The 24,225-nt window shown below is 69.0% G+C and carries 21 protein-coding genes; 14 read left to right on the top strand and 7 right to left on the bottom strand.

Going from position 1 to position 24,225, the window contains the following annotated elements:
• Positions 1 to 7 precede the first annotated feature (7 nt).
• Positions 8 to 793 (bottom strand): ICP22 family protein, encoded by a 786-nt coding sequence (locus tag ACYVL2_RS12290; protein WP_460543652.1) that lies wholly within the window; start codon positions 791 to 793, stop codon positions 8 to 10.
• 90 nt (positions 794 to 883) lie between these two features.
• Positions 884 to 1,597, bottom strand: a complete 714-nt coding sequence (locus ACYVL2_RS12285; RefSeq protein ID WP_460543650.1) for an LppM family (lipo)protein — start codon at positions 1,595 to 1,597, stop codon at positions 884 to 886.
• A 117-nt stretch (positions 1,598 to 1,714) separates the two neighbouring features.
• Here ACYVL2_RS12285 and ACYVL2_RS12280 point away from each other — a divergent pair, with 117 nt between their 5' ends.
• Entirely contained in the window at positions 1,715 to 2,209 is a 495-nt protein-coding gene (locus ACYVL2_RS12280; protein ID WP_460543648.1) for a DUF2752 domain-containing protein, read from the top strand.
• A 46-nt stretch (positions 2,210 to 2,255) separates the two neighbouring features.
• Here the strand turns inward: ACYVL2_RS12280 and ACYVL2_RS12275 are convergent, their stop codons facing one another.
• Both ACYVL2_RS12275 and ACYVL2_RS12270 read right to left on the bottom strand, forming a co-directional pair.
• The gene (locus ACYVL2_RS12275) at positions 2,256 to 3,074 is read right to left on the bottom strand and encodes a DUF4097 family beta strand repeat-containing protein (protein WP_460543646.1); all 819 of its coding nucleotides are present in this window, start codon (positions 3,072 to 3,074) and stop codon (positions 2,256 to 2,258) included.
• 10 nt (positions 3,075 to 3,084) lie between these two features.
• A complete protein-coding gene (locus ACYVL2_RS12270; protein WP_460543644.1) occupies positions 3,085 to 3,576 on the bottom strand; it encodes a hypothetical protein in 492 nt (163 codons plus the stop codon).
• Positions 3,577 to 3,800: 224 nt separating this feature from the next.
• On the opposite strand from ACYVL2_RS12270, the gene thyX reads away from it, so the two are divergent.
• The 3 genes from thyX to ACYVL2_RS12255 all read left to right on the top strand — a co-directional run bounded on the left by thyX (position 3,801) and on the right by ACYVL2_RS12255 (position 7,298).
• Positions 3,801 to 4,553, top strand: a complete 753-nt coding sequence (thyX, locus tag ACYVL2_RS12265; RefSeq protein ID WP_460543643.1) for an FAD-dependent thymidylate synthase — start codon at positions 3,801 to 3,803, stop codon at positions 4,551 to 4,553.
• Between the two features lie 160 nt (positions 4,554 to 4,713).
• Positions 4,714 to 5,607, top strand: coding sequence for a 4-hydroxy-tetrahydrodipicolinate synthase family protein (dapA, locus tag ACYVL2_RS12260; RefSeq protein WP_460543640.1), 894 nt, complete (start codon positions 4,714 to 4,716; stop codon positions 5,605 to 5,607).
• Positions 5,607 to 7,298 (top strand): ribonuclease J, encoded by a 1,692-nt coding sequence (locus ACYVL2_RS12255; RefSeq protein ID WP_460543638.1) that lies wholly within the window; start codon positions 5,607 to 5,609, stop codon positions 7,296 to 7,298. The genes dapA and ACYVL2_RS12255 overlap by 1 nt, the downstream gene beginning before the upstream one ends.
• Positions 7,299 to 7,444: 146 nt before the next feature.
• Here ACYVL2_RS12255 and ACYVL2_RS12250 read toward each other — a convergent pair whose 3' ends face one another.
• Entirely contained in the window at positions 7,445 to 8,152 is a 708-nt protein-coding gene (locus ACYVL2_RS12250) for an SDR family oxidoreductase (RefSeq protein ID WP_460543636.1), read from the bottom strand.
• Between the two features lie 72 nt (positions 8,153 to 8,224).
• On the opposite strand from ACYVL2_RS12250, the gene ACYVL2_RS12245 reads away from it, so the two are divergent.
• The gene (locus ACYVL2_RS12245; RefSeq protein WP_460543634.1) at positions 8,225 to 12,250 is read left to right on the top strand and encodes a DNA translocase FtsK 4TM domain-containing protein; all 4,026 of its coding nucleotides are present in this window, start codon (positions 8,225 to 8,227) and stop codon (positions 12,248 to 12,250) included.
• A gap of 5 nt (positions 12,251 to 12,255) precedes the next feature.
• On the opposite strand, the gene ACYVL2_RS12240 is transcribed toward ACYVL2_RS12245, so the two are convergent.
• On the bottom strand, positions 12,256 to 13,350 hold the full coding sequence (locus ACYVL2_RS12240) for a hypothetical protein (RefSeq protein WP_460543632.1): 1,095 nt from the start codon (positions 13,348 to 13,350) through the stop codon (positions 12,256 to 12,258).
• Between the two features lie 95 nt (positions 13,351 to 13,445).
• Here ACYVL2_RS12240 and rimO point away from each other — a divergent pair, with 95 nt between their 5' ends.
• From rimO to cimA, 6 genes are all read left to right on the top strand, one after another.
• Positions 13,446 to 14,951 carry a 30S ribosomal protein S12 methylthiotransferase RimO gene (rimO, locus tag ACYVL2_RS12235; RefSeq protein ID WP_460543629.1) on the top strand — a complete coding sequence of 502 codons (1,506 nt, stop codon included), beginning with the start codon at positions 13,446 to 13,448 and terminating at the stop codon, positions 14,949 to 14,951.
• Complete coding sequence (pgsA, locus tag ACYVL2_RS12230; protein WP_460543627.1) at positions 14,948 to 15,541, top strand: CDP-alcohol phosphatidyltransferase family protein; 594 nt, start codon at positions 14,948 to 14,950, stop codon at positions 15,539 to 15,541. The genes rimO and pgsA overlap by 4 nt, the downstream gene beginning before the upstream one ends.
• Before the next feature lie 87 nt (positions 15,542 to 15,628).
• The gene (locus ACYVL2_RS12225; protein WP_460543625.1) at positions 15,629 to 16,057 is read left to right on the top strand and encodes a helix-turn-helix domain-containing protein; all 429 of its coding nucleotides are present in this window, start codon (positions 15,629 to 15,631) and stop codon (positions 16,055 to 16,057) included.
• Positions 16,058 to 16,175: 118 nt separating this feature from the next.
• Positions 16,176 to 17,039: a PspA/IM30 family protein gene (locus tag ACYVL2_RS12220; protein ID WP_460543623.1), complete on the top strand. Its 864-nt coding sequence runs from the start codon at positions 16,176 to 16,178 to the stop codon at positions 17,037 to 17,039.
• A 20-nt stretch (positions 17,040 to 17,059) separates the two neighbouring features.
• Complete coding sequence (gene pspM / locus ACYVL2_RS12215; protein ID WP_460543621.1) at positions 17,060 to 17,842, top strand: phage shock envelope stress response protein PspM; 783 nt, start codon at positions 17,060 to 17,062, stop codon at positions 17,840 to 17,842.
• Between the two features lie 312 nt (positions 17,843 to 18,154).
• Entirely contained in the window at positions 18,155 to 19,777 is a 1,623-nt protein-coding gene (gene cimA / locus ACYVL2_RS12210) for a (R)-citramalate synthase (protein WP_460543619.1), read from the top strand.
• A 58-nt stretch (positions 19,778 to 19,835) separates the two neighbouring features.
• Here cimA and ACYVL2_RS12205 read toward each other — a convergent pair whose 3' ends face one another.
• Positions 19,836 to 20,978 (bottom strand): hypothetical protein, encoded by a 1,143-nt coding sequence (locus ACYVL2_RS12205; RefSeq protein ID WP_460543617.1) that lies wholly within the window; start codon positions 20,976 to 20,978, stop codon positions 19,836 to 19,838.
• A 107-nt stretch (positions 20,979 to 21,085) separates the two neighbouring features.
• Between ACYVL2_RS12205 and ACYVL2_RS12200 the strand changes: the two genes are divergently transcribed.
• From ACYVL2_RS12200 to gltX, 3 genes are all read left to right on the top strand, one after another.
• Positions 21,086 to 21,427, top strand: coding sequence for a hypothetical protein (locus ACYVL2_RS12200; RefSeq protein ID WP_460543615.1), 342 nt, complete (start codon positions 21,086 to 21,088; stop codon positions 21,425 to 21,427).
• A 74-nt stretch (positions 21,428 to 21,501) separates the two neighbouring features.
• Positions 21,502 to 22,278 carry a fumarylacetoacetate hydrolase family protein gene (locus ACYVL2_RS12195; protein WP_460543613.1) on the top strand — a complete coding sequence of 259 codons (777 nt, stop codon included), beginning with the start codon at positions 21,502 to 21,504 and terminating at the stop codon, positions 22,276 to 22,278.
• Entirely contained in the window at positions 22,271 to 23,737 is a 1,467-nt protein-coding gene (gene gltX, locus ACYVL2_RS12190; protein ID WP_460543611.1) for a glutamate--tRNA ligase, read from the top strand. Before ACYVL2_RS12195 ends, gltX begins: the two co-directional genes overlap by 8 nt.
• Positions 23,738 to 24,225: the final 488 nt, after the last annotated feature.

The raw sequence follows: 24,225 nt of genomic DNA, 5'->3' as shown, positions 1-24,225 counted from the left end.
GCGGAGTTCACTCCTGCGTCGGCGTCGGGGAGCTCGGGGCCTCCTCGTCCTGCGGGCTCGGCGACGGCGCCGCGTCGTTCTGTTCCTCGCTCGTCCCCGGACTCGTCGCTTCGTCCGTCGGCTCGTCGGTCGGCGCGGTCTCGGCGGGGTCCTCGGTCTCCGGCTCCTCGCCGTCCGGGACGGTCGTCTCTTCACCGCCGGTCGGCTCGGTCGACTCGGTCGGCTCCGGCGCCGTGTCCCCGGGGCCGGTTTCCTCGGGTACCTGGACGCCGCCTTCTTCGGTCTCGTAGATGATGACGGGCTGTTCGAAGTAGCGGGTGGGGTCGCCGGTGGTGATGCCGCCCAGGAGCGTGAGCACGCCGACGGTCAAGGTGAACACCAGGACGCTCGAGATGAGGATCGCCAGGAGCGTCCGCCTGGGGGAGTGGGCCTTCGCGGTCGGCTCGGGTTCTGTCGCCACGGGCGCTTCGGCGGCGAAGTCGACCGTGTCGGCGTCGAGCCTGACCGTCGGGGTCTGCGGCGCGCTCTTGCCCGAAGCGGCCGACAGCGCCGCCAGTTGCGCTTTGACCCGTTCGCTGGTCTTCCGCAGGGTTCTGAGGATGAGAACCGCTCCGACAGAGGTGAACACGCTCAGGATCGCGGTTCCCAGGAGGGTGCCCCAGATGTCGAGCAGCTTCACCAGCAGCGCGCCGAGGGTCGTGGCGCCGGAGGCGGCCAGGATCTCACCGACGCTCAGATCGAGCCTGGGATCTTTCTCTTTGGCGGCCTTGTTGTCTGAACGCTGCTGGGACACCGGCACCCCTTCGGCGTTACCGTCCTGTGATGATGCACCGGTGCCCAACGATACGGCGCGTGCGGCGGGCGTCCAGGCTTTGTGCCCGAGTTAACGCGACTGTCGCTCTTCCCTTCGGCCGGTAGCGTGTTTGCGCAGTCTCGTCCACTGCCACAACCACAGCAGCGCCAGCACGGCCACCAGCGACGCCAGCGTGACCAGCACCCAGCGGCCGAGGTCGTACTCGGCCGCTTCGGCGCGCAGTTCGTATTCCTGGCCCGGCGACATCCGCCAGGTGACGGTGCGACCGTCCAGTTCGCCGTTGTGGTCGGTGACGCGCGCGGGGAAGTTCACCCGGATGATCAGCTCGACTTCGCTGACGGCGTCCGCCTCGATGAATCCGGCGGCTCGCAGGTCCCAACGGCCGTCGAGCACGTAGCGCCGATCTTCGTGAACGATGCTCAGAAAGCCCCAGCCGGTGTCGCCGAACTCCCCGAACTCGCGCAGGGGTCGGCCGGTGAAGCTCGCGGTCTGACCCAGGTAGCCGTCCTCGTGGTAGGCGCTGCGCCGCCCGTCGGGCACGCCCTCCATGAGCGCCTCCACGAAGGCGTCCAGTTCGGCCTGGCCGATGGACCGGTCTCCGGCGGCGACCTCGGCGAGGAACTCCTCGCTCCAGGCCGCGGTGAAGGATCCGCCGACCGTGTCGTCGGAGCGGACGTTCAGCTCGAGGTCCATGCGCAGGCAGCCGCTGGAGGCCAACAGGAGGACGACCGCGGCGCCGGCGGCCAGCGCGCCGCGCGCCCAGCGCTTCAATCGTCCCGCCATATCCAGAGCCTAGGCTCAGAGCCGGCTCCGGCCGGCGGTTTCGGCCGGATCGGGCGGTCCGTCGCCGGCGGAGCTCCGGTGGGCGGCGACGGGTTACCCTGTGGGTCGGGAGGAATCGTGTGCGCAGTCGATGAGGCCACGCTCGAGCGGCCGGGTCCGGCACGGCGCGAGAGCGCGGTGTCGCGGATGACCGCGAGCCTGGTGGCCAAGCCTTGGATCGCCCCGGTGGCGCTGCTCGCGTGCTTCGCGGCGGCGGCCGGCGGGGTGGTGGCGGCCGACCCGACCGACAACACCGGCCCGACCACCTGCCTGTTCAAGATGACCACCGGGTTCGACTGTCCCGGCTGCGGCGGGACCCGCGCGTTCTACTACGCGGTGACGCTGAATCTGCCCGAGGCCGCCCGGCACCACGCCATGGCGGTGTTCGCCGCCCCGTTCCTGGTGTGGATGTACCTCGCCTGGGCGCTGCCGCGCGTGGCGCCGAAGGTGAGGTGGAGGCTCCCCCGGTTCCACCTCACCCCGGCCGTGTTGACGTCGTTCTTGATCGCTTGGGGCGGCTTCTTCATCGCCCGCAACCTGCCGTGGGAACCGTTCACGTATTTCTTCGTCTAGAACCGCCCTGGAGCCCTCAGACGCCGCCCCGACCCCGACCGGGATCCTAGGCGTAGGCGTTCGCGCGGTGCAGGTAGATGTCGCCCGAGACCGAGCGGGCCCGCACTTCCAGGCTGGTGCCCTCGTTCGACGGCGCCGGCGAGGTGTCGCCCGCGGCCAGCTCCGAAGTCACCGTGCCGGCCTTGGCGTCGAGGTCCATCCACACGTCGGTGCCGGAGACGACCCCGAGGCTGATGCGGCCGGAGACGGTGTTGGCCCGGCACGTGCCCGACCTGAGCGCCCCGATCTCGATGCCGCCCGAGAGCGTGTTGACGCTCGCCGAGCCCTCGAGCTTGTCGACGCGGACGGCTCCGGCGACGGTCTTGGCCGAGAAGTCCCCGCCGATGCGGTCGGCGCGGACCTGGCCCGAGGCGGTGTTGGCACGGTAGTCGTCGGCGACCTCGATGGCGCTGACCGAACCGGAGACCGTGTTGGCCCGCAGGTTCGCGGCGTGCTCGACGGTCGCCGATCCGGCGACGGTGTTGATCGAGACCGAGCCCAGCTTGCCGTGGAGGCTGATCGGAGCGGAGGTCGACTTGACCGCCACGTCCGAGCCGACCGGCAGTTTGATGCCGATGTGGACGCCGATCTGCTTCTTGAACAGCCAGTTCTGCGGCTTCTCGGGCGCCACGACCCGCAGGTGGCCGTTCTCGAACTCGACGCGCGCCAAGTCGGCGGCGTCGCCGTCGCCCTCGGTGCGCTGAGCGGGCTTGATCTCGACCAGCACCAGGTCGGACTCGTGGCCGGTGACGGTCACCGAGCCTTCGGCGAGCGTGACCGACGTGGTGATCGGACCGTCGTGGGTGAATTCGGTGTATTCGTTCACTGGAAGAACCTCAAGCTCTCGCGTAGCCGGTGATGCGTTGGCTGTACTTCGCGCCGCTCTGGGTCCCGGAGACCCGGGAGGCGTGCACGGAGTTGTTGATGGCGCGCACCAGCCAGGCGTTCACCGAGGCGCCGTCGGCGGAGGCGGCCCGCTCCACGTCCTCCTTGAGCGACTCGGGGAGGCGCAGCGTGATGCGGGCGACGTCGTCGTCGGCCGGCGGGGCCGGCGGCGGCGCGGTCTCGGCGGATTCGACGTCGGAGATGCGCAGGTCCACCTCCTTGCCGCGCACGCGCAGGTCCACCGAGGCCGACGATCCGGCCTGGTCGAGCCCGGCGGTGATCTCGGCGGCGGCCTCGGAGAGCGCCTCCATGAGCGCGAGCCGGGCTCCGGCGTCGAGCGCCTCTGACAGTAGTTCTGCAGTCCGCGCGGCGTCTTCACCGGCCGGTGCGGCGGCGGCGGTGAGGCTCCTGCGGAGCGATTCGATGTACGGCGTCAAGTCCATGACACCATAGTGACATCACTATTGATGTCTGTCAACCCGGAGTGACATCGCCGCTCCCGCAGAGGCGTTCCACACGGCGAAAAGCCCTGGTCAAACCCCGAGGACATCAGGTAGAGATGACAGGACCGGACCGGTGGGCGCGGTCAAGGCCACACCGTCCGCCCGAGTACGCTCTTAGAGCTATAACAACCAGTGAGCACACCGAACACGAGGGGGACCGGGGCATGCCCGAAATCGTACCGATGGACGTCCGACTCATCGCTTGGACGCACTTCGAGCCCCCCGCCGACGTCCCCTGGAACACCGACGCCGACGGCGGACAGGCCCTCGCCGAATTCGCCGGACGCGCCTGCTACCAGTCCTGGAAGAAACCCAACCCCAGAACCGCCACCAACGCCGGCTACCTCGACCACATCCTCCAGGTCGGCCACCTCTCCGTCCTCGAACACGGCAGCGTCAGCTTCTACCTCGCCGGCATCTCCAGGTCCCTCACCCACGAGCTCATCCGGCACCGCCACTTCTCCTACTCCCAGCTGTCGCAGCGCTACGTCCCCGAGCGCGACGCCCAAATGGTCGAACCCGAGGCCATCGCCTCAGACCCCGAACTCCACGAGCGCTTCCTCGCCGCGGCCGACGCCGCCCAAAGCGCCTACAACGACCTCCTCGAAGGCCTCCAGAAGAAGTTCGCCGACGTCGCCAACCCGACACTGCGCCGAAAGCAGGCGCGCCAGGCGGCGCGATCAGTCCTGCCCAACGCCACCGAGACCCGCATCGTCGTCACCGGAAACTACCGCGCCTGGCGCCACTTCATCGCCATGCGCGCCTCCGAACACGCCGATGTCGAGATCCGGGCGCTGGCAGTCGAATGCCTGCGGCAACTCAAAGAGAAGGCCGCGAACGTCTTCGCCGACTTCGAGATCACCGAACTCGACGACGGCACCGAGGTCGCCCACAGCCCCTACGTCACCGAGGGCTAGCCCCGACGGACAGGTCGACGGGGCCGTGGGCGCCAGACGCTTCAAGCCGCCCGCGAGCCGTGAAACGGCATCAGCGGCGGCGAAACTTGAGACAGTGAAACGAACGAGCGGCCGGGCGGCGACACCCCCGGAGCGCCTCAATCAGTATTGGTGAAAGCACATGCGCAACGTGACCCGCCCATTCGGGCGCACTCTGGCGGCCATGATCACGCCCTTCACGCCGTCAGGCGAACTCGACGTCCCCGGGGCCGCCGAGCTGGCCCGCTACCTCGTCGACGAGCAGGGCCTCGACGGACTCGTCCTCAACGGCACCACCGGTGAGTCGCCCACCACCACCGACGCCGAGAAGGTCCAGCTCATCGAGACCGTCGTCGACGCCGTCGGCGACCGCGCCCACATCATCGCCGGCGCCTCGACCAACGACACCCGCCACTCGCTGCGCCTGGCCCAGGACGCCGAGAAGGCCGGCGCCCAAGGCCTGCTGCTGGTCACCCCGTACTACTCGCGGCCCCCGCAGGAAGGCATCGAGGCCCACTTCACCGCCATCGCCGACGCCACCGAGCTGCCCTGCATGCTCTACGACATCCCGCCGCGCTCCAGCGTGCCCATCACCGACGCCTCCTACCAGCGCCTGGCCGAGCACGAGCGGATCATCGCCGTCAAGGACGCCACCGCCGACCTCTCCTCGGCCCAGAGGGTCCGCGTCTTCACCGGCCTGAGCTTCTACTGCGGCGTCGACGCCCTCAACCTCGCCGCCTACGCCACCGGGCAGGTCGGCATCGTCTCGGTCATCGCCCAGCTCGTCGGCAAGCACATCAACGCCATGTTCGACGCCTTCGACGACGGCTTCGTCGAGAAGGCCTCCGAGATCAACGACTCCCTGCTGCCCGCCATGCGGGCGCTCCAAGGGCCCGCACAGGGGGTCACCGCAGTCAAGGCCGCCCTGGCCCAGCGCGGACTGCCGGCCGGCGAACCGCGCCTGCCGCTCACGCCCGCCGACACGGTGATCGCGGATTTTATCGCTGAAAACCTCGCGATCGTGAAGGAGGTCTGATGAGCCCCACTCGACGCGACAGCCTCAGAGAACCGGGCGAACTAGCCGCCGGAGGCCTGCGCATCACGCCGCTCGGCGGCCTCGGCGCCATCGGCCGCAACATGACCCTGTTCGAGTACGACGGACGACTCCTCATCGTCGACTGCGGGGTCCTCTTCCCCGACGTCGAACAGCCCGGCGTCGACCTGATCCTCCCGGACTTCACGCCCATCCTCGACCGCCTCGACGACATCGAGGCCATCGTCATCACCCACGGGCACGAAGACCACATCGGCGGCATCCCGTTCCTGCTCGAGCACAAGAACGACATCCCGCTGGTCGGCTCCAAGTTCTCCGTCGCACTGGTCGAGGCCAAGCTCCGCGAACGGCGCATCAAGCCGGTCAGCACCACCGTCGCCGAAGGCGACACCGTCGACCTCGGCCCCTTCGGGCTCGAGTTCCTGGCGGTCAACCACTCCATCCCCGACGCGCTGGCCGTGGCGATCCGCACCGGTGCCGGCCTGGTGCTGCACACCGGCGACTTCAAGATGGACCAGCTGCCGCTGGACGGGCGCATCACCGACCTGGCGGGGTTCGCCCGGCTCGGCGACCAGGGCGTGGACCTGCTGCTGTCGGACTCCACCAACGCCGAAGTCCCCGGGTTCGTCACCTCCGAACGCGAGATCGGGCCGGTGCTCGACAAGCTGTTCGAAGACGTCGCCGGCCGCATCATCGTCGCCTCCTTCGCCAGCCACGTGCACCGCGTGCAGCAGGTGCTCGACGCGGCCTGGGCCCACGGCCGCAAGGTCGCCTTCGTCGGCCGCTCGATGGTCCGCAACATGGCGATCGCCCGCGACCTGGGGCTGCTGAAGATCCCCGAGGGCCTGCTGGTCAACATGGACGAGGCCGTGCGGCTGCCGAACGACGAGATCGTCTACATGTCGACCGGCTCGCAGGGCGAGCCGATGAGCGCTCTCGGCCGCATGGCCTCCGGCGACCACCGGCACATCACCGTCGAACCCGACGACACCGTCATCCTGGCCTCCTCGCTGGTGCCCGGCAACGAGACCGCCGTCTACGGCGTCATCAACCGCCTGGCCCGCACGGGAGCGACGGTCATCCACAAGGACGTCGCCAAGGTCCACGTCTCGGGGCACGCCCCGGCCGGCGAGCTGCTGTACGTGCTCAACAACGTCAAGCCCTCGAACATGATCCCGATCCACGGCGAGGCCCGGCACCTGCAGGCGCACGCACGCCTCGCGGTCGAGTCCGGAGTCCCCTCCGACCAGGTGATCGTCATCGAGAACGGCGACGTGGTCGACCTGGTCGACGGCCGCGCCTCACTGGTCGGGCACGTGCCGAACAACCTCGTCTACGTCGACGGTCTCTCGGTCGGCGACGTCGGCGAGCCGGTCCTGAACGAGCGCCGCGTCCTCGGCGACGGCGGCTTCATCGCCGCCACGGTCGTGATCGACTCCGAGAACGGCAAGGTCGTCGGCGGCCCGACCGTCTCGGCCCGCGGGTTCTCCGAGGACCCGAAGGCGTTCGAGGACGTCCTGCCCCTGATCGACGACGCCATGGAGCGCGCCGCCCAGGACGGCATCAGCGACCCGCACCAGCTCCAGCAGATCCTGCGCCGGACCGTCGGCAAGTGGGTCAACGACACCTACCGCCGCCGCCCGATGATCGTTCCGCACGTCCTCGAAGTATGAGAGGACGCTAGGGGAGCAGCCTCGAAGTATGAGAGGACCGAGGGGCACAGCGTCGAAGTATGAGAGGTCCGAGGGACACAGCGTCGAAGTATGAGAGGACCCCAGGAACGCGCCTCGGAGTATGAGCGCACCTCAGGGCCGCCGCCTCAGGCGGCGGCCCGCGGGCGGACCGGCAGCGGGTTCGGCGGCTCTACCCGCATGTCGTTGACCACCATGTCCGCGGGCGCGTCCAGCACGTCCACCACCACTTTCGCGACCGTCTCCACGCTGATCGCCCGGTGCGGGTCGTAGTCGGAGTCGAACCGCTTCCGCAGGTCACGCTGCATATCGGTGTCGAAGTGCGACGGGAACAGGCTGGTCACCCGCAGGCCGCCTCCCCGTTCCTCGGCCCGCAGCGCGTCGGCGAGCGCCTTGAGCGCGTGCTTGCTCGCCGCGTACGAGCTCCATCCGGCCCCCGCGCTCAAACCCGCGCCGGAGTTGACGAACACCACGTGGCCCCTCGCCTCCCGCAGTGCCGGCAGCAACAGCCGCGTCAGCTCCGCCGGGGCGGTCACGTTGACCGCCAGTGTCCGCTCCCACGCCTCCAAGGGCTGGTCCGCGACCGGATCGATGTGCAGCACCCCGGCATTGTGGACCAGCGCGTCGAGGCGCTCGATCCCCGCTTCGGCGACCGCCTCGGCCAGTGTCCCCGGCACCGCCAGGTCGGCGATGAGCGTCCGCTCGCACGGCACGTCCTTCAAGGACTTCTCGCTGCGTCCGTGCGCGATCACCTTGTCTCCGCGGGCGCTCAGACGCTCGGCCAGGGATCGCCCGAGCCCGCGTCCGGCGCCGGTCACCAGAATCGTCTTCGACATGCGCTTCAGCCTAGCCCGGCGTATGTCTCCGGCAGCCGTGCCGATGCGCGCGGCGGCGGTACCGTATGAGGCATGATGGCGAAGACTTCCGGAAGCGCGCGCAAAGCCGCACGTAAGCGGACCTCGTCCGCGAAGCGGAAGCCCACCGCGAAGAAGGCCGCTAAGAAGGCCGCCAAGAAGCCCGTGAAGAAGGCGGCCAAGAAGACGCCGGCGCAGAAGGCCGCGGCGAAGCGTCGCCGAGCCGATGCCGTCCCCGGGCCGTTGGAGGCCACCGGGATCGCGCTGCGCGGCCTGTGGGTCGGCACCGCCCGCGCCACCGGCTGGATGGCCCGCTCGGTCGGCAAGGAGGCGGCCACCGCTCGCGAGATCGACCCCGCGCACCGCCGCGACGGTCTGGGCCTGCTGCTCATCGCCGTGGCGATCATCCTGGCGATGGCCGTCTGGTTCGACGTGGCCGGGCCGGTGGGGGAGCGGCTCGCGTTCGGCCTCGACTGGACCCTCGGCCTGGCCACCCGTGCCCTGCCGGTCCTGCTGGTGCTCTGGGGACTGCGCGTCATGCGCCAGGAGCCGCCCGAGGACGCCCACGGCCGGGCCCTGGTCGGCTGGACGGCGATCTGGATCTCCAGTCTTGGTCTGCTGCACCTCATCTCGGGTCTGCCGACCGATGTCGGCGAGCGGATGGCCGCCGGAGGCCAGATCGGCTGGATCGTCGGCGCCGGCCTGTCGGTGGGCGTCTCGCCCTATGTGGCCTTCCCGCTGCTGGTGCTGCTGCTGCTGTTCGGCGTCCTGGTCGCCACGGCCACGCCGCTGAACCAGGCGCCGGGCAAGATCATGCGCCTCTGGGAGCTGGCGACCGGCAAGGTCGACACCTATGAGGACGACGAAGCGGACATGAGCGAGTCCGAGCGCGCGGCCCACCGCAAGAGCGAGGCCGCCAGGCGCCTCCAGGAAGAGGAGGCCCGGAACGTCCACCGCGCGACCACGGTGCTGCCGCGGCTGTCGCCCGAGGAGGTCCCGGAGCTGACCACCGAGACGCGCGTCGACGAGAAACCGGCCGAAGAACCCGAGCCGGCCCGCCGCCCGCCCGACCACACGCCGCCGCCGAAGAAGGTCGAGCAGCCGACCCTCTCCGAAGGCTCGGCGGCGATGGACGACGACTACCAGCGCCCGCCGCTGGACCTGCTCACCACCGGGCCCGCCGCCAAGAAGCGCTCCAAGGCCAACGAGACGGTCATCGCCGCGCTCCAGGAGGTCTTCGAGCAGTTCAACGTGGACGCCGCCGTCACCGGCTTCACCCGCGGTCCGACGGTGACGCGCTACGAGATCGAGCTCGGCCCGGCCGTGAAGGTCGAGCGGATCATCCAGCTGTCCAAGAACATCGCCTACGCGGTCAAGAGCTCGGACATCCGCATCATCAACCCGATCCCCGGCAAGAGCGCCGTCGGCGTCGAGATCCCGAACACCGACCGCGAGAACGTCGCCCTCGGCGACGTCCTTCGGTCCAAGCTCGCGCAGGACGACGACCATCCGATGCTGGTCGCCCTCGGCAAGGACATCGAGGGCGGCTACATCCTCACCGACCTCACCAAGGCCCCGCACATGCTCATCGCCGGCGCCACCGGCTCTGGCAAGGCTCTGGCCCTGGACACGCCGATTCCGACGCCGGGCGGATGGTCGCGGATGCGGGATCTGAGGGTGGGCGACAGCGTCTTCGACGAGCACGGCAGGCCCTGCGCGATCGTCGCCGCCACCGAGGTGTTGGAGGGCCGGCCTTGCTACGAGGTCCAATTCTCCGATGGCACCGTCATCGTCGCGGACGCCGAGCACCAATGGGTGACCACGACACGCTCTGAACGCTCGAAGCGTCGGCGTCGCAAGACCGACTCGTACTGGTCGGAGGACGAAGTGCTCTGGATCAAAGCCCGTGCGCACGAGGCCCTGTCCGAGCCGGATCGGCCGGTCTCGACCTCGCAGGCGCTCGACGACGTCGGCCACCGGTTCAAGAACGTGCTGTACCAACTGGTCCGAAACATTCCCTCGACCGTCGGCGAGGCCGCGACCACCTATCACCGGGGCGGGAGAACGATCGAGAGGTGCGTCCCGGTGCGGTCGAGGCACGCCATCTATCAGGCGCTGGAAGAACGTGTCACCATGCCCGGGAGATCCGCACGGAGGCAGGACACCGACCGGCCGGTGACCACTGCTGAGATCGCGGCGACTCTCCGGGTCGAAGGCAAAAGCCAGACCTGGGCGAACCATGCGGTCTCCGTCGCCGGGGCCCTCGAACTCCCCGACGCCGAGCTGCCCATCGCCCCCTACACGCTCGGCTGTTGGCTCGGTGACGGTAGCACCGGCTCGGCGCAATTCACCTGCGCGGAAGAAGAAGTTCTCGATGGCATCCGAGCCGACGGCTATCGGGTAACGAAGCATCCTGGTTCGAAGCTGCACTACACGATCTCGAACGAGCCCGAACGAGAGCGGCGGATCGCGGCGGCGATCGCTCTGGCGGATGAAGGCGTGGGCCTGGCCAGAGCGGCCCGACACATGGGTGTCGGCGTCTCGGCTGTGTGCGCGGCGGCGAAGGGCCGGTTCGCGATCGGCCGCAACGGCGGTGCTGCCCCCGGCTGCCCGCCCGAGGCGCCGTACCGGACGATGAGTGCACTGTTCCGCGAAATCGGGCCGAAACACATCCCGGATCGGTATCTGCGGGCGTCCGAGGTGCAGCGGCGCGCCTTGCTGGAAGGACTCCTCGATACTGACGGAACGGTGTCGAAGTCCGGAGCCATCACATTCGCGGTCACGAGCGAGCGACTCGCGTCCGGCTTCCTTGAACTGGCGTTGAGCCTCGGATACCAGGCGACTGTCAGCACCAGGCAAGTGAAGGGCAGGCACCCTGAGACCTCGACTTGCTATTCGGTCAGGTTCACGACCGCTGACAGGGTGTTCCGGATTTCGAGGAAAGCGGAGCGCCAAGTCGCCGTCTCCCGTCCGACGACGCGCGAGCGGTACATCGTCGACGTCCGACCGGTGCCCTCGGTGCCCGTTCGATGCATCCAGGTCGACAGTCCGAGCCGCCAATACCTCGCGAGCCGGTCGTTCGTACCCACACACAACTCGAGCTTGATCAACACCCTGTTGACGTCGCTGCTGATGCGGGCCACGCCCGAGCAGGTGCGGCTGCTCCTGATCGACCCCAAACGCGTCGAACTGACCAACTATGAAGGCATCCCGCACCTGGTCCACCCGATCGTGACCGACCCGAAGAAGGCCTCGGACGCGCTCCAGTGGGTGGTCAAGGAGATGGACATGCGCTACGAGGACCTCGCCAAGGCCGGGGTCCGGCACATCGACGAGTTCAACCGCAAGGTCCGGTCCGGTCAGATCAAGGCCGAGCCCGGATCCGAGCGGGAACCGCGACCGCACCCCTACCTGCTGGTGATCGTCGACGAGCTGGCCGACCTGATGATGGTCGCGGCCCGAGACGTCGAGGACGCGGTCGTGCGCATCACTCAGCTGGCGCGCGCGGCGGGCATCCACCTGGTGCTGGCGACGCAGCGGCCCTCGGTCGACGTGGTCACCGGCCTGATCAAGGCGAACGTGCCGTCACGGCTGGCGTTCTCGACCTCCTCGCTCGCCGACTCGCGCGTCATCCTGGACCAGCCGGGCGCCGAGAAGCTCGTCGGCCGCGGCGACGGCCTGTTCCTGCCGATGGGCGCGGCCAAGCCCGAGCGGATCCAGGGCGCGTGGGTGACCGACGAGGAGATCGAGGCGGCCGTGGAGCACGTGCGCTCGCAGATGGAGCCGCAGTACGTCGAGGAGGTCACCGCGCCGCCGGGCGCGAAGAGGGACATCGACCCGGAGATCGGCGACGACCTGGACCTGCTGTGCCAGGCGATCGAGCAGGTGGTCACCACTCAGTTCGGCTCGACCTCGATGCTGCAGCGCAAGCTCCGCGTCGGCTTCGCCAAGGCCGGCCGGCTCATGGACCTGATGGAGACCCGCGGCGTCGTCGGGCCCTCCGAAGGCACCAAGGCCAGGGACGTCCTGGTGAAACCGGACGAGCTCGCAAACGTCATCTCCTCGATCCGCGGAACCTGAGGCTCTCAGCCGAAGTCGACCGACAGCTCGTGGTTCTTGTCGCCGCTGACCGGCATCTTCACGTCGTGCTCGGTCCACTCGATCTTGCCGGCCGGATGGAAGTCCAGGTCGAACTGCAGCGCGTCGGCAGGGACGTCGTAGGTCAGCGTGAAGTACCGGCCCACCTGGTCGTCGTCCCAGGCCTCGTCCTCGTGCGAGACCTCGAGCGGCTCGAGCTCCCCGTCGGGCCCCGAGACCTTCAAGACCGACTTCGGGTCGATGTCCCAGATGAGCTGGAGCTCCTTGGACTCCCGGAACCACACGAAGTCGATCGTCAGCCGCGCCCGATCGGGCTCGGCGACCCAGCCGTCGTCCTCGTTGTAGACCGACCGGTCGACGACGAAGGAGGTGACGTAGGTCCACTGGTCGAGGCTGTACTCGTAGCCGCCCGACGACAGGTACGCGTCCACCGAGTTCTCGACGGTGTCGGTGGTGATGGTCTGCCGCGAGCCGTGGTACAGCGCCTCGATCGCCCCCTCGCGGGTGCGTTCGCGCAGGTCCAACGACTGCGTCCTGCCGGTGTCGTCGATCTCCAGGGTCACCGGCGCGTCCTGCTCGGACACCGCGAAGTACACCGATCCGGGGGCCGGCACGTCGCCGTCGAAGGTCCACTCCTGATCGCCGATGGCCAGCGTCGCCACCAGTTCGGTGTCCGAACCGGCCGTGAACGGGGCCTCGCGGCTCGGCTCGGGCGAGAACTGGACCATGGTGAACTCATGGCCGGCCTCCGGCGGGAACAACCGGTCGTCCTCACCGAACAGGTAGTCGAGCTGGAAGCCCTCGGGGATCTCCGTGAAGGACGCCACGCAGTCGACCTGGAGCGCGAAGTGGGCGCCGACGAGGGCGCCCTCCTCTTCGGTCAGACGCGAGTCGTCGCCTTCGGGGCAGACGGAGACGGGGATGTCGGTGCCTTCGATGGTGTAGCCGGCGCGGGTGCTCAGAGTGCCGGTCGGCGGCTGGCCGCAGGCGGCTGCGGTCAGCGCGGTGGCGGCGGCCAGCGCCAGGAGCACAGGACGCCGCAGCGGGTTCACGCGGGCAGGGGCGTTGCCGATGGGGGACATGAGGCCAGCCTATGACATCACCGCAACGGCTGATCTCGCATCGTACATCAGGACTACCGATGAGGAGAGTCGCGCCACTCTACAGCGTGGAAAATATGTGGGCAGGGCCGCCGCCCGGGCGCTCACGAACTACAGGTAGGTACGCTTTTCCGGTGTCTTCAGCTCAATCGGCCGCGAAAACCGTCGCGGTTCTCACGCTCGGATGCGCCCGCAACGAGACCGACTCCGAGGAGCTGGCCGCGCGCCTGGCGGCCGGTGGCTGGCGCGTTACCGACGACGGCGAGAACGCCGACGTGGTCATGGTCAACACCTGCGGTTTCATCGAGCAGGCCAAGGCCGAGTCCATCGACGTGCTGCTCGACGCCTCCAGCACCGGAGCGAAGGTCGTCGCCACCGGCTGCATGGCCGAGCGCTACGGCACGGAGCTGGCCGAGAGCCTTCCCGAAGCCGACGCCGTCCTCGGTTTCGACCACTACCCCGACATGGCCGCCCGGCTCGACGACATCGTCGCCGGACGAAAGGTCGCCTCCCACCGGCCGAGCGACCGCCGCAAGCTCCTGCCGCTGTCTCCGGCCGACCGGCAGAGCGCCGCCGCCGTCGTGCCCGGCCACTCGCGCGCCGAGCAGGCCGACGCGGCCGCCGACGCCGAAGGCGCCCCCGCGCACCTGACGGTGCTGCGGCACCGCCTCTCGGAAGGCCCGGTCGCCAACCTCAAGCTCGCCTCCGGCTGCGACCGCCGCTGCTCGTTCTGCGCCATCCCCTCCTTCCGCGGCTCGTTCGTCTCCCGCACGCCCGATGAGATCCTGGCCGAGGCCGCCTGGCTGGCCGCCGACGGCGTCAAGGAACTCAACCTCGTCTCCGAGAACACGACCTCCTACGGCAAGGACCTGTCCGACCCCGGGGCGCTGGAGCACCTCCTGGAGGGCCTGGCCGGCATCGACGGCATCGAGTGGATCCGCTTGTCCTACCTCCAGCCCGCCGAGCTGCGCCCCGGACTGATCGAGGCGATGTGCCGCATCGACGAGGTCGTGCCCTACTTCGACCTGTCGTTCCAGCACTCCTCGGCGCAGGTCCTGCGGCGCATGCGCCGCTTCGGCTCGACCGAGTCGTTCCTGGCCCTGCTCGCCCAGGTCCGCGAGCTCGCCCCGCTCGCCGGGGCCCGCACCAACGTCATCGTCGGCTTCCCCGGCGAGACCGAGGACGACGTCGCGGAGCTCATGGGCTTCCTCTCCGAGGCGCGACTGGACGCCACCGGCGTGTTCGCCTACTCCGACGAGGACGGCACCGAGGCGGTCGGGCTCGACGGCCACCTCGACGAGGACACCGTCGCCGAGCGCCACACACGCGTGTCGATGCTGGTCGACGAGCTGGTCAGCCAGCGCGCGGCCGAGCGGGTCGGCGAGACGATGACCGTGCTGGTCGAATCGGTCGCCGACGACGGCGTGGACGGCCGCGGCGCACACCAGGCTCCCGAGGTGGACGGCTCGATCGCGCTGGTCGGCGAGGTCGAGGGCCTCCAGGTCGGCGACTTCGTCACCGCGAAGGTCGTCGACTCGCACGGCGTGGACCTGGTCGCCGAGGTCGTGGAGGAGTCCTGGTGACGACCGACCGGACAGACGAGACCGGCCCGGTGTCGCCCTGGAACATCGCCAACGTGGTCACGGTCGCCCGGATCTTCCTGGTCCCGGTCTTCGCGGTCGTGGTCATCGTGTCGGGGATGGAGCACTCGGGCTGGCGGATGCTCGCCTGCGCCCTGTTCGTGTTCATCTCGGCGACCGATTTCGTCGACGGCTGGTTGGCGCGCTCGCGCGGCCTGGTCACCGAGTTCGGCAAGCTGGCCGACCCGATCGCCGACAAGGCGCTCATCGGCACCGCGCTGGTGCTGCTGAGTTTCTACGGGGTCCTGCCGTGGTGGGTCACCGCGGTTATCCTGCTGCGGGAGTTGGGCATCACCGCGCTGCGCATGGCCGTGCTGAAGCACTCGGTGATCGCCGCCGGCCGCGGCGGCAAGCTGAAGACGGTCTTGCAGATCGCGGCCGTGGCCTGGTACCTGTGGCCGTTCCCCGATCCGTTCGACCTGCTCGGACCGGTCCTGATGGGCGCCGCGGTGCTGTTGACGGTCGCGACGGGAATTGATTACCTCTGGAAAGCCTTTAAATTGAGAGGGAGCGAGTCGGGTCGAACGCGCTAGGCTTGCAGAACCCACTTAGGCTAGACCGATTGACGGCTCGCGAGCTACGCCAAGGCCCCGGAGTCGTCACGCGTGGAGGAGTGTTCGATGGTGTTGATGCGGGAACTTTTGGGGGAGACCCTCCGTCGGCGCCGCCGCGCCCAGAAGCGGACCCTCCGCGACGTGTCCAAGCAGGCCAATGTGAGCCTCGGCTACCTCTCCGAGATCGAACGCGGCCACAAGGAGCCCTCGAGCGAACTGCTCGCCTCGGTCTGCGGGGCGCTGCGGGTCCGCCTCAGCGAGGTCCTGGCCGAGGTCTCCCGCGAAGTCGCCGCCCATGAGAAGCAGCACGACAGCGCTCTGGCGCAGTCCAGGCCGGTGGCGGTGCTGCCGCTGCCGCGCGAGAAGGAGCAGACCGAGGAGCAGTCGCGACGGCGTCGCCACGCGGCCACGGTGCCGCCCGCTTCCATCGCTCAGGTCCGGTCTCGGCATCGCCGTGGCGAAGTGACCGATTCGGTGCTCCGCGCGGCTGCTTGAACACGACCGATGAGGTAGTTTTGGCGATTGAGGCGTCACCCTGTCGCACATCCGCGGCCGGGATGTCCGACACTATAAGGAAGTCGGCGTTGCACAGAGCACCGGAAGGATCCCGATAATGGCCAATCCGTTCGTCAAGGGCTGGAAGTACATGATGGCGCTGTTCGGTGCCAAGATCGACGAGCACGCCGACCCCAAGATCCAGATCCAGCAGGCGATCGAGGACGCGCAGAAGCAGCACCAGGTACTGGTGGGCCAGGCCGCTTCGGTGATCGGGAACCAGCGACAGTTGGAGATGAAGCTCAACCGCCAGATGGCCGAGGTCGAGCGCCTCCAGGCGCAGGCCCGCCAGGCCCTGGTGCTCGCCGACAAGGCGCGCGCCGAAGGCGACGAGGCCAAGGCCCAGGAGTTCGAGTCGACCGCCGAGGTCCTCGCCAGCCAGCTGGTCTCCACCGAGCAGTCCCTTGAAGACATGAAGACCATGCACGACCAGGCGCTCAACGCGGCCGACCAGGCCAAGCAGGCCGTCGAGAACAACCAGATGATGCTCCAGCAGAAGCTCCAGGAGCGCACCAAGCTCCTCGGCCAGCTCGAGCAGGCCAAGATGCAGGAGACCATCGCCTCCTCGCTCGAGTCGATGTCCCAGACCGCCGCGCCCGGCAACACCCCGAACTTCGGCGAGATCCGCGACAAGATCGAGGGCCGCTACGCCAACGCCATGGGCCGCGCCGAACTGGCCAGCAACTCCGTCGAAGGCCGCCTCCTCGAGGTCAACCGCGCCACCCGCGACATGGCCGGCGCCTCCCGCCTGGAGCAGATCCGCGCCTCCCTCGAAGGCGACCAGCTCTCCGGCTCCGACAAGTCCAAGACCCCCGCCGTGGAGTCCAAGGACTCGGTCACCAGCGCCCGACTGGCCGACATCCGCGACAGCCTCAAGGACGACGGTTCCGCCGAGGCTGAAGCGGACTCGGCCAAGAGCTGACCGAGAAAGGCACGCCCGTCGTGGACGCCAAGGCCCGCAAACGCGCGCGAAAGCGTCTGCGCGGCAGACTCTCCTCGGCCCGGTTCTGGACCGCCGTCTCCGGCGGCGGCATCGCCGGATCGGCGTTCTTCGTGCCCTACGGCGGCCTGGTCGGCACCGACGGCATCTGGATCGTCGTCGCCGGATTCTCCACCGCGCTCGCCGCCGTCCGCTGGATGGACTACCGCCGCCTGGCCCGCGTCATGCCCGCCGAACGCGACTCCCTTGAACTGCACGGCAGCGCCGTCCTCGGCGACGAGGTCCGCGGCTTCTTCGGCGAGGCCGCCGACGCTCTGCGGCGCGGCCGGATGCGTTCGCTGTTCCGCCGCAGCGCCGCCTGGGGCCCCTACCAGCGGCTGGAGCGGGCCAGCGGCACCGCCGAGCAGCTCGCGCAGCGGCTCGAAGGCCACCCCGAGGCGTCGGCCGCGCTGGCCGGCGCGGCGAAGGCCGGCCCCGAGCTGCTGCAGTTGGCGCTGACGATCCGGGACGTCGAGCAGTCGATCCGGATCGCCCAAGGCCCCAAGCAGACCTCGCTCACCGCTGACCGCGACCGCCTGGTCGAGCGGCTCGAGGCCGGTGTCCGGGCCTATGAGGACATGGTGGCCGCAGCGGGCGAGTGCCTGGCCGGCTCCGTGGGACTGCGCCAGGAGTTGACGGCGAGCTCGGCCGACGACACCTTGGAGACCCTCACCGACGCGGCCGAGCGGCTGCGGGCGGCCGGGGACGCGGCGAGCGAGATCCGCGGTCGACTCCGACTCCAGTAACGTGAAATACCCTGATTTGGTTGAATACGGGAGCGAAGTCCCTGAAGACGGCTGCAGGAGGCCGCGCCGACTGGCGACACACAGAATCTCATATGACGGGAAATTCTGGCTCGCACTCTGAGCCGGTGGCATACTTCCAATCGTGACCTTCCAGCTCATTATTAGCTGCGGGCGCCTGGCGGAATGCCGGCAATAGCCGCCGCCGAGCGCCAGACCTCCTGCGTCCGCAGGGGGTCTTTTTCGTTGGGGCCCAAGTCAGCGTTCAGGCCCCGCAGCGGCAGAATCGGATCCTGAAACCACCTGGAGCACAACGTGACGCAAGCACACCCGGTCGGAGAGTTCCACGTCTTCGACACCACACTCCGCGACGGCGCGCAGATGGAGGGCCTGCGCTACTCGGTCGCCGACAAACTCGCCGTCGCCGCGCTCCTCGACGAGCTCGGCGTCGACTACATCGAAGGCGGATGGCCGGGGGCGCTCCCCTCCGACACCGAATTCTTCGCCCGCGCCGCCGAAGAACTCAACTTCAAACACGCCAAACTCGTCGCCTTCGGCATGACCCGCCGGGCCGGGAGCACGGCCGCGGCCGACCCCGGTTTCCAGTCGCTCCTCGACTCCCGCGCGCCCGCCCTGTGCCTGGTCGCCAAGTCCGACATGCGACACGTGCGCCAAGCGCTGCGCACCACCGCCGAAGAGAACCTCGCGATGATCACCGACTCCGTCCGCACCGGACGCGACCAGGGCCGCGAGACCTTCATCGACTGCGAGCACTTCTTCGACGGCTTCGCCTACGACCCCGACTACGCCACCCTCGTCGTCCGCACCGCCCTCGAAGCCGGCGCCGAAGCCGTCATCCTCTGCGACACCAACGGCGGCTCCATCCCCTCCCGCATCACCGCCGCCGTCACCGAACTGCGCGACCGCCTCTCCGCCGACCTGAGCCCCGACCGGATCCGACTCGGCATGCACGCCCAGAACGACACCGGCTGCGCCGTCGCCAACACCCTCGCCGCCGTGGAAGCCGGCGTCATGCACGTCCAAGGCACCGCCAACGGCTACGGCGAGCGGCCCGGCAACGCCGACATCTTCAGCGTCATCGGCGGCCTGGAGACCAAACTCGGCATGCGGGTCCTCCCCGACGGCTGCCTCGAGAAGATGAGCCGCATCTCGCACGCCATCGCCGAGATCGCCAACCTGGCCCCCAACGAGCACGCCCCCTACGTCGGCCACGCCGCCTTCGCGCACAAGGCCGGCATCCACGCCTCCGCGATCAAGGCCGACCCGGCGCTCTACAACCACATCGAACCCGAAGTCGTCGGCAACGACATGCGCATCCTCGTCACCGAGATGGCCGGCCGCGCCTCAGTGGAGCTCAAGAGCCGCGAACTCGGCATGGACCTCTCCGGCGACAAAGACGCCCTCGACCGGATCACCAAGCGCGTCAAAGAACTCGAAGCCAAAGGCTGGTCCTTCGAAGCCGCCGACGCCTCCTTCGAACTGCTCGTCCGCGACGAGATCGAAGGCGGCCTGCCGCGGCCGTTCACCCTCGACACCTACCGCGTCATCGTCGACCACGACCCCGAAGGCGACACCATCGCCGAGGCCACCGTCCGGCTCGACATCCACGGCCACGACGGCGAGACCGTCGAACGCTGCATCGCCACCGCCCAAGGCAACGGCCCGGTCAACGCCCTCGACGCCGCACTCCGCAAGGCCCTCGCCGAACGCCACCCACGCCTCGCCCGGCTCTCCCTGTCCGACTTCAAGGTCCGCATCCTCGCCGGCTCCACCGGCACCGACGCGGTCACCCGAGTCCTCATCACCATGGGCGACGGCGAATCCGAATGGACCACGGTAGGCGTCGCACCGAACCTCATCGAAGCCTCCTGGAACGCACTCTCCGAAGGCCTCGCCTACGGCCTCAACCGCCAATAGGCTCCCGAACGAACGGCGGCCCCGGCGCACGCGCCGGGGCCGCCTCGAACATCACCGCTCAGTCGAACACGGCCAGCCGCTGCTGCCACATCGAACCGCCCCCGAAGGTCGTGAACGTGCCGCCCGCGGCCATGTTCGCGCCCTCCGGATGCGTCTTCAGATCCCAGACCCCGATCACGCCGTTCGCGCGCGGATTCCACGGCAGCAGATTGCCGCTCGAGTCGACCGCCAGCAGCTTGCCCCGGTCGGCCATGACCCCGTCCACGCACTCGCCGGTCGGACCCGCCCGGTTCGTCGTGCAAGCCTGGTCGAAGTGACCGCCGCCGACGACCACGTCGCCCCACACCGCCACCGCCTGCACACCCCCGTCGACCGCCTGATACCACACCGTCTCGCCGGAACGGTCGAAAGCGCGCACCTCGCCGCCGCGCCCGTCCAGCGCCGCGTACACCCGGTCGCCGGAAACGGCGATCTGCCGCGTCAGCACGTACACCGACGCATCGAACGACCGGTCGACCTCCCCGGTGGCCGGATCGAGCGCCGCGAGCTTCGCGAACCGCTTCTCATTCGCCACGTAGCTGAACGCACCCGAAATGTAGACCCGGCCGTGCGCATACTCGATGTCACGCACCGAACCCTGCTCCACCCGCGGCGCGAACCCGCCGACCGCCGAGCCGTCCGAGGCCGACACCGACGCCATGAAACGCCGCTCCGCGCCGCCGACCGAACTGAAACGCCCACCCAGGTACACCTGGTCGCCGACCGGCTCCACCGCGAACACCGTCGCCGACGGGATCGGCCGCCACGATACGTCCAGCTCCCCCGAACTCAACTCGAACCGCGCCACGCGCGGCACCGAGACGCCGTCGATGCGGCGGAAGTCGCCCGAGACGTACAAGTAGCCGCCATGGGACACCACGTCATAGACGTTGCCGTCGAGCACCGGCGCGAACGGCAGCAGCCGCCCCGTGGTCGAATCCATCGCCGCCAGGTAGTGCCGCTCGTAATACCGGCCGTCCAGATCCCGCGCCCGGGAGAACATGCCGCCCGCGTACAGCACATCGCCGTCATAGGCGACCTTGCGGACCTGATCATCGAACGATGCGGTCGCCCGCGGCAGATCATCGTCGACCGCTCCGGCCGGACCCTGAGCGAACAGAAGCAGACCGACAAGGGCGAAGAGCGTGATCAATCGGCGCATTGCGGCAGTGTCGCACGCGGATCGCGCACCGCAGCGGAACCGGCGCGGCGCGTCAGCGAGTGGGCCGCGAAACCGCTGGCCTCGCCGCCCCGTACTAGAGTTGAGGCGTGACTTCCTACAAGACCGATCGCGCCCGTGCCGCCGCCCAAGCCGCCGAATCGGCGGTCTACTCGCGACGCCGATTCGCCTCGGGCTTCTTCGTCGGCCTGGTGATGCACATCGTGCTGGCGCTCGCGCTCGGCCTGGTACTCGTCGACGACGTCGTCTCCTCGGTCGACGTGCGACTCGGCTCCACCACCATCTCCTGCCTCATCGCGACGCCCCTGGTCTGCGCCCTCGGCTTCGCGATCGGTCTGTCCGGGCGTCTGCGCAAGCTCGGCATGGGCATAGTCGTCGGCGCGCTGGCCGGCACCGTGCTGATTGTGGTTCCCTTCCTCCTGCTCGGATAGGCGCGCTGCGATCGGCGGCGGCCGAACTAAGCTGAGGCCGGAAACTCAATTTCAGTCTTAGAGAGGGGCGCAGTGTGCGCATCGCACGGATCGCTCACCCCACCGGCATGTCGTTCGCGGTGCTCGAGGGGGAGGGCCCGGGCGCGACGGCGTCCGAGATCGAAGGCCACCCGTTCGCGCAGCTCAAGATGACCGGCCAGCGGTGGGCGCTGGAGGACGTGCGCCTGCTGGCCCCCATCCTGCCGTCCAAGGTCGTGTGCGTCGGACGCAACTACGCCGACCACGCCGCGGAGCTCGGCAACGAGGTCCCGTCGGAGCCCCTGCTGTTCATCAAGCCCTCGACCTCGGTCATCGGCCCCGGCGAGGCCGTCCGGCTCCCGGCCGTTTCCGACCAGGTCGAGCACGAGGCCGAACTCGCCGTCGTCATCGGCCTGCCGGGGGCCCGGGGCGTCGACAAGGAGAACGCGGCGGCGGCGATCTTCGGCTACACCTGCGCCAACGACGTCACCGCCCGCGACCTGCAACGCAAGGACGTCCAGTTCACCCGCGCCAAGGGCTTCGACTCGTTCTGCCCCCTCGGGCCCTGGATCGAGACCGACGCCGACGTGACCGACGCCGAAGTCCGCTGCGAGGTCGGCGGCGAGGTGCGGCAGCTCGGCACGACCAAGGACATGGTCTTCGACCCGGCCACGCTGGTCTCCTATGTCTCCCAAGTGATGACGCTGCTGCCGGGCGACGTGGTCCTCACCGGCACGCCGGCGGGCGTCGGCCCGCTCCAGGACGGCGACACCGTCACCGTCTCGGTCGCCGGCATCGGCAATCTGTCCAACAAGGTGGTTCCCAGTGAGTAACGTCCGCACCCGTTTCTGTCCGAGCCCGACCGGCGCGCCCCACTGGGGCCTGGTCCGCACCTGCCTGTTCTCCTGGGGACACGCCCGGCACCACGGCGGCGAATTCATCTTCCGCATCGAGGACACCGACGCGGCGCGCGACACCGAAGAGTCCTACCACCAGCTCCTCGAGGCGCTGTCGTGGCTGGGCCTGAACTGGGACGAGGGCCCCGACATCGGCGGTCCCCACGCCCCCTACCGGCAGTCGCAGCGCAGAGACGTCTACACCGACATCGCCGAACGGCTCGTCGAAGGCGGCTACGCCTACGAGGCCTTCTCGACCAACGAAGAGGTCGAGGCCCGCCACCGCGAAGCCGGACGCGACCCCAAGCTCGGCTACGACAACTTCGACCGCGACCTGACCGAAGAGCAGAAGGCCGCCTTTCGGGCCGAAGGCCGCAAGCCGGTCTACCGGATGCGGATGCCCGATGAGGACATCACCTTCGTCGACGCCGTCCGAGGCGAGGTCACCACCCCGGCCGGGACCGTGCCCGACTACGTCATCGCCCGCGCCGACGGCTCGCCGCTCTACACGCTGACCAACCCGGTCGACGACGCGCTGATGAAGGTCAACATGATCACCCGCGGCGAGGACCTGCTGTCCTCGACGCCCCGCCAGATCGTCATGTGGCGGGCCCTCATCGAACTCGGCCTCGCCGAGTCGGTGCCCGAGTACGCGCACCTGCCGCTCATCGTCGACGAGCGCGGCAAGAAGATGTCGAAGCGCGACCCGCGCTCGAACCTCCTGCAGTACAAGGAGGCCGGCTACCTGCCCGAAGGCGTGCTCAACTACGTGGCCACCCTCGGATGGGCGATCAGCGGTGACCGGGACGTGTTCGGCGTCGACGAGTTCATCGGCGCCTTCGACCTCCACGACGTCAAGTCCAACCCGGCCCGGTTCGACGAGAAGAAGTTCGACGCGATCTGCTCGGCCCACTTCCGCTCCGTCGAACCCGCGAAGCTCACCGAGATGCTCGTGCCGTGGCTCCAAGACCGCGACCTGCTGCCGGCCGAGCTGAACGACGAGCACCGGCACGTCCTGGAGGTCGCCGTCCCGCTCGTCCAGGAACGCTGCTCGACCCTCGCCCAGGCGGTCGAGATGCTCCGGTTCCTGTTCTGCGGCACCGAGGTCGAGTTCGACGAGGTCAGCGCCAAGAAGACCTTCAAGGACGACGCGCCGCAGGTCCTCGACGCCTCGATCGCGGCCCTCGAAGGGATCGACTGGACCGTCGAGAACATCGAAGCGGCCCTCAAGGAGGCGCTCGTGGACGGCATGGGCCTCAAGCCGCGCAAGGCCTTCGGGCCCGTGCGCGTGGCGATCAGCGGCAAAACGGTATCCCCGCCGCTCTATGAGTCCATGGAACTGCTCGGCAAAGACGTGAGCCTCGCCAGGCTCCGGGCCGCCCGAGCGACCCTGTAACAGAAAATCCGAGGCTCCCCGGCCGCGCCACCTCGAGCGCGACCGGGGAGTCCGCCTTATATGCGGCGATGACGAGGTAGGAGGGCGGGTCGCGCTTTCGGGATGCAGGTGTGTGGACGGTGGCGGTACTTCGGCCGGCGACAACGAGGCAGGAGAGCGGTAGAGAGCGTGTTTTCGGGTTGCGGGCCAGTTGATGGCACGGCTTCTTTGGCGGCGACGACGAGGTGAGCGGTGGGGTGGGGTCGGTGTTCGTCTCTCGGGTGGTGTGTAGCTGCGGTCTTTTGGCGGCGACAAAGAGGTAGCGGGGTTGGCCGGGGTGGTGTGTTCGTGGCGGGGTCGGTGTGTCCTTTTGGGGGTGTGGGCATGGCGGAGGGCCCGGACCCTTTCGGGGTCTCGGGCTGCGATGCCTATCGCGTCCCCCGCCGCAGGACCCTCGCCCGCGACGGGCGGGGTAAGAACGGTATGGGTTCGTGTGCTGAGTCGCGTTC

Source organism: Glycomyces halotolerans, from assembly GCF_054779575.1.
The sequence above is the reverse complement of the archived record's forward strand: the minus strand, read 5'-3'. Positions and strand labels throughout refer to the sequence as shown.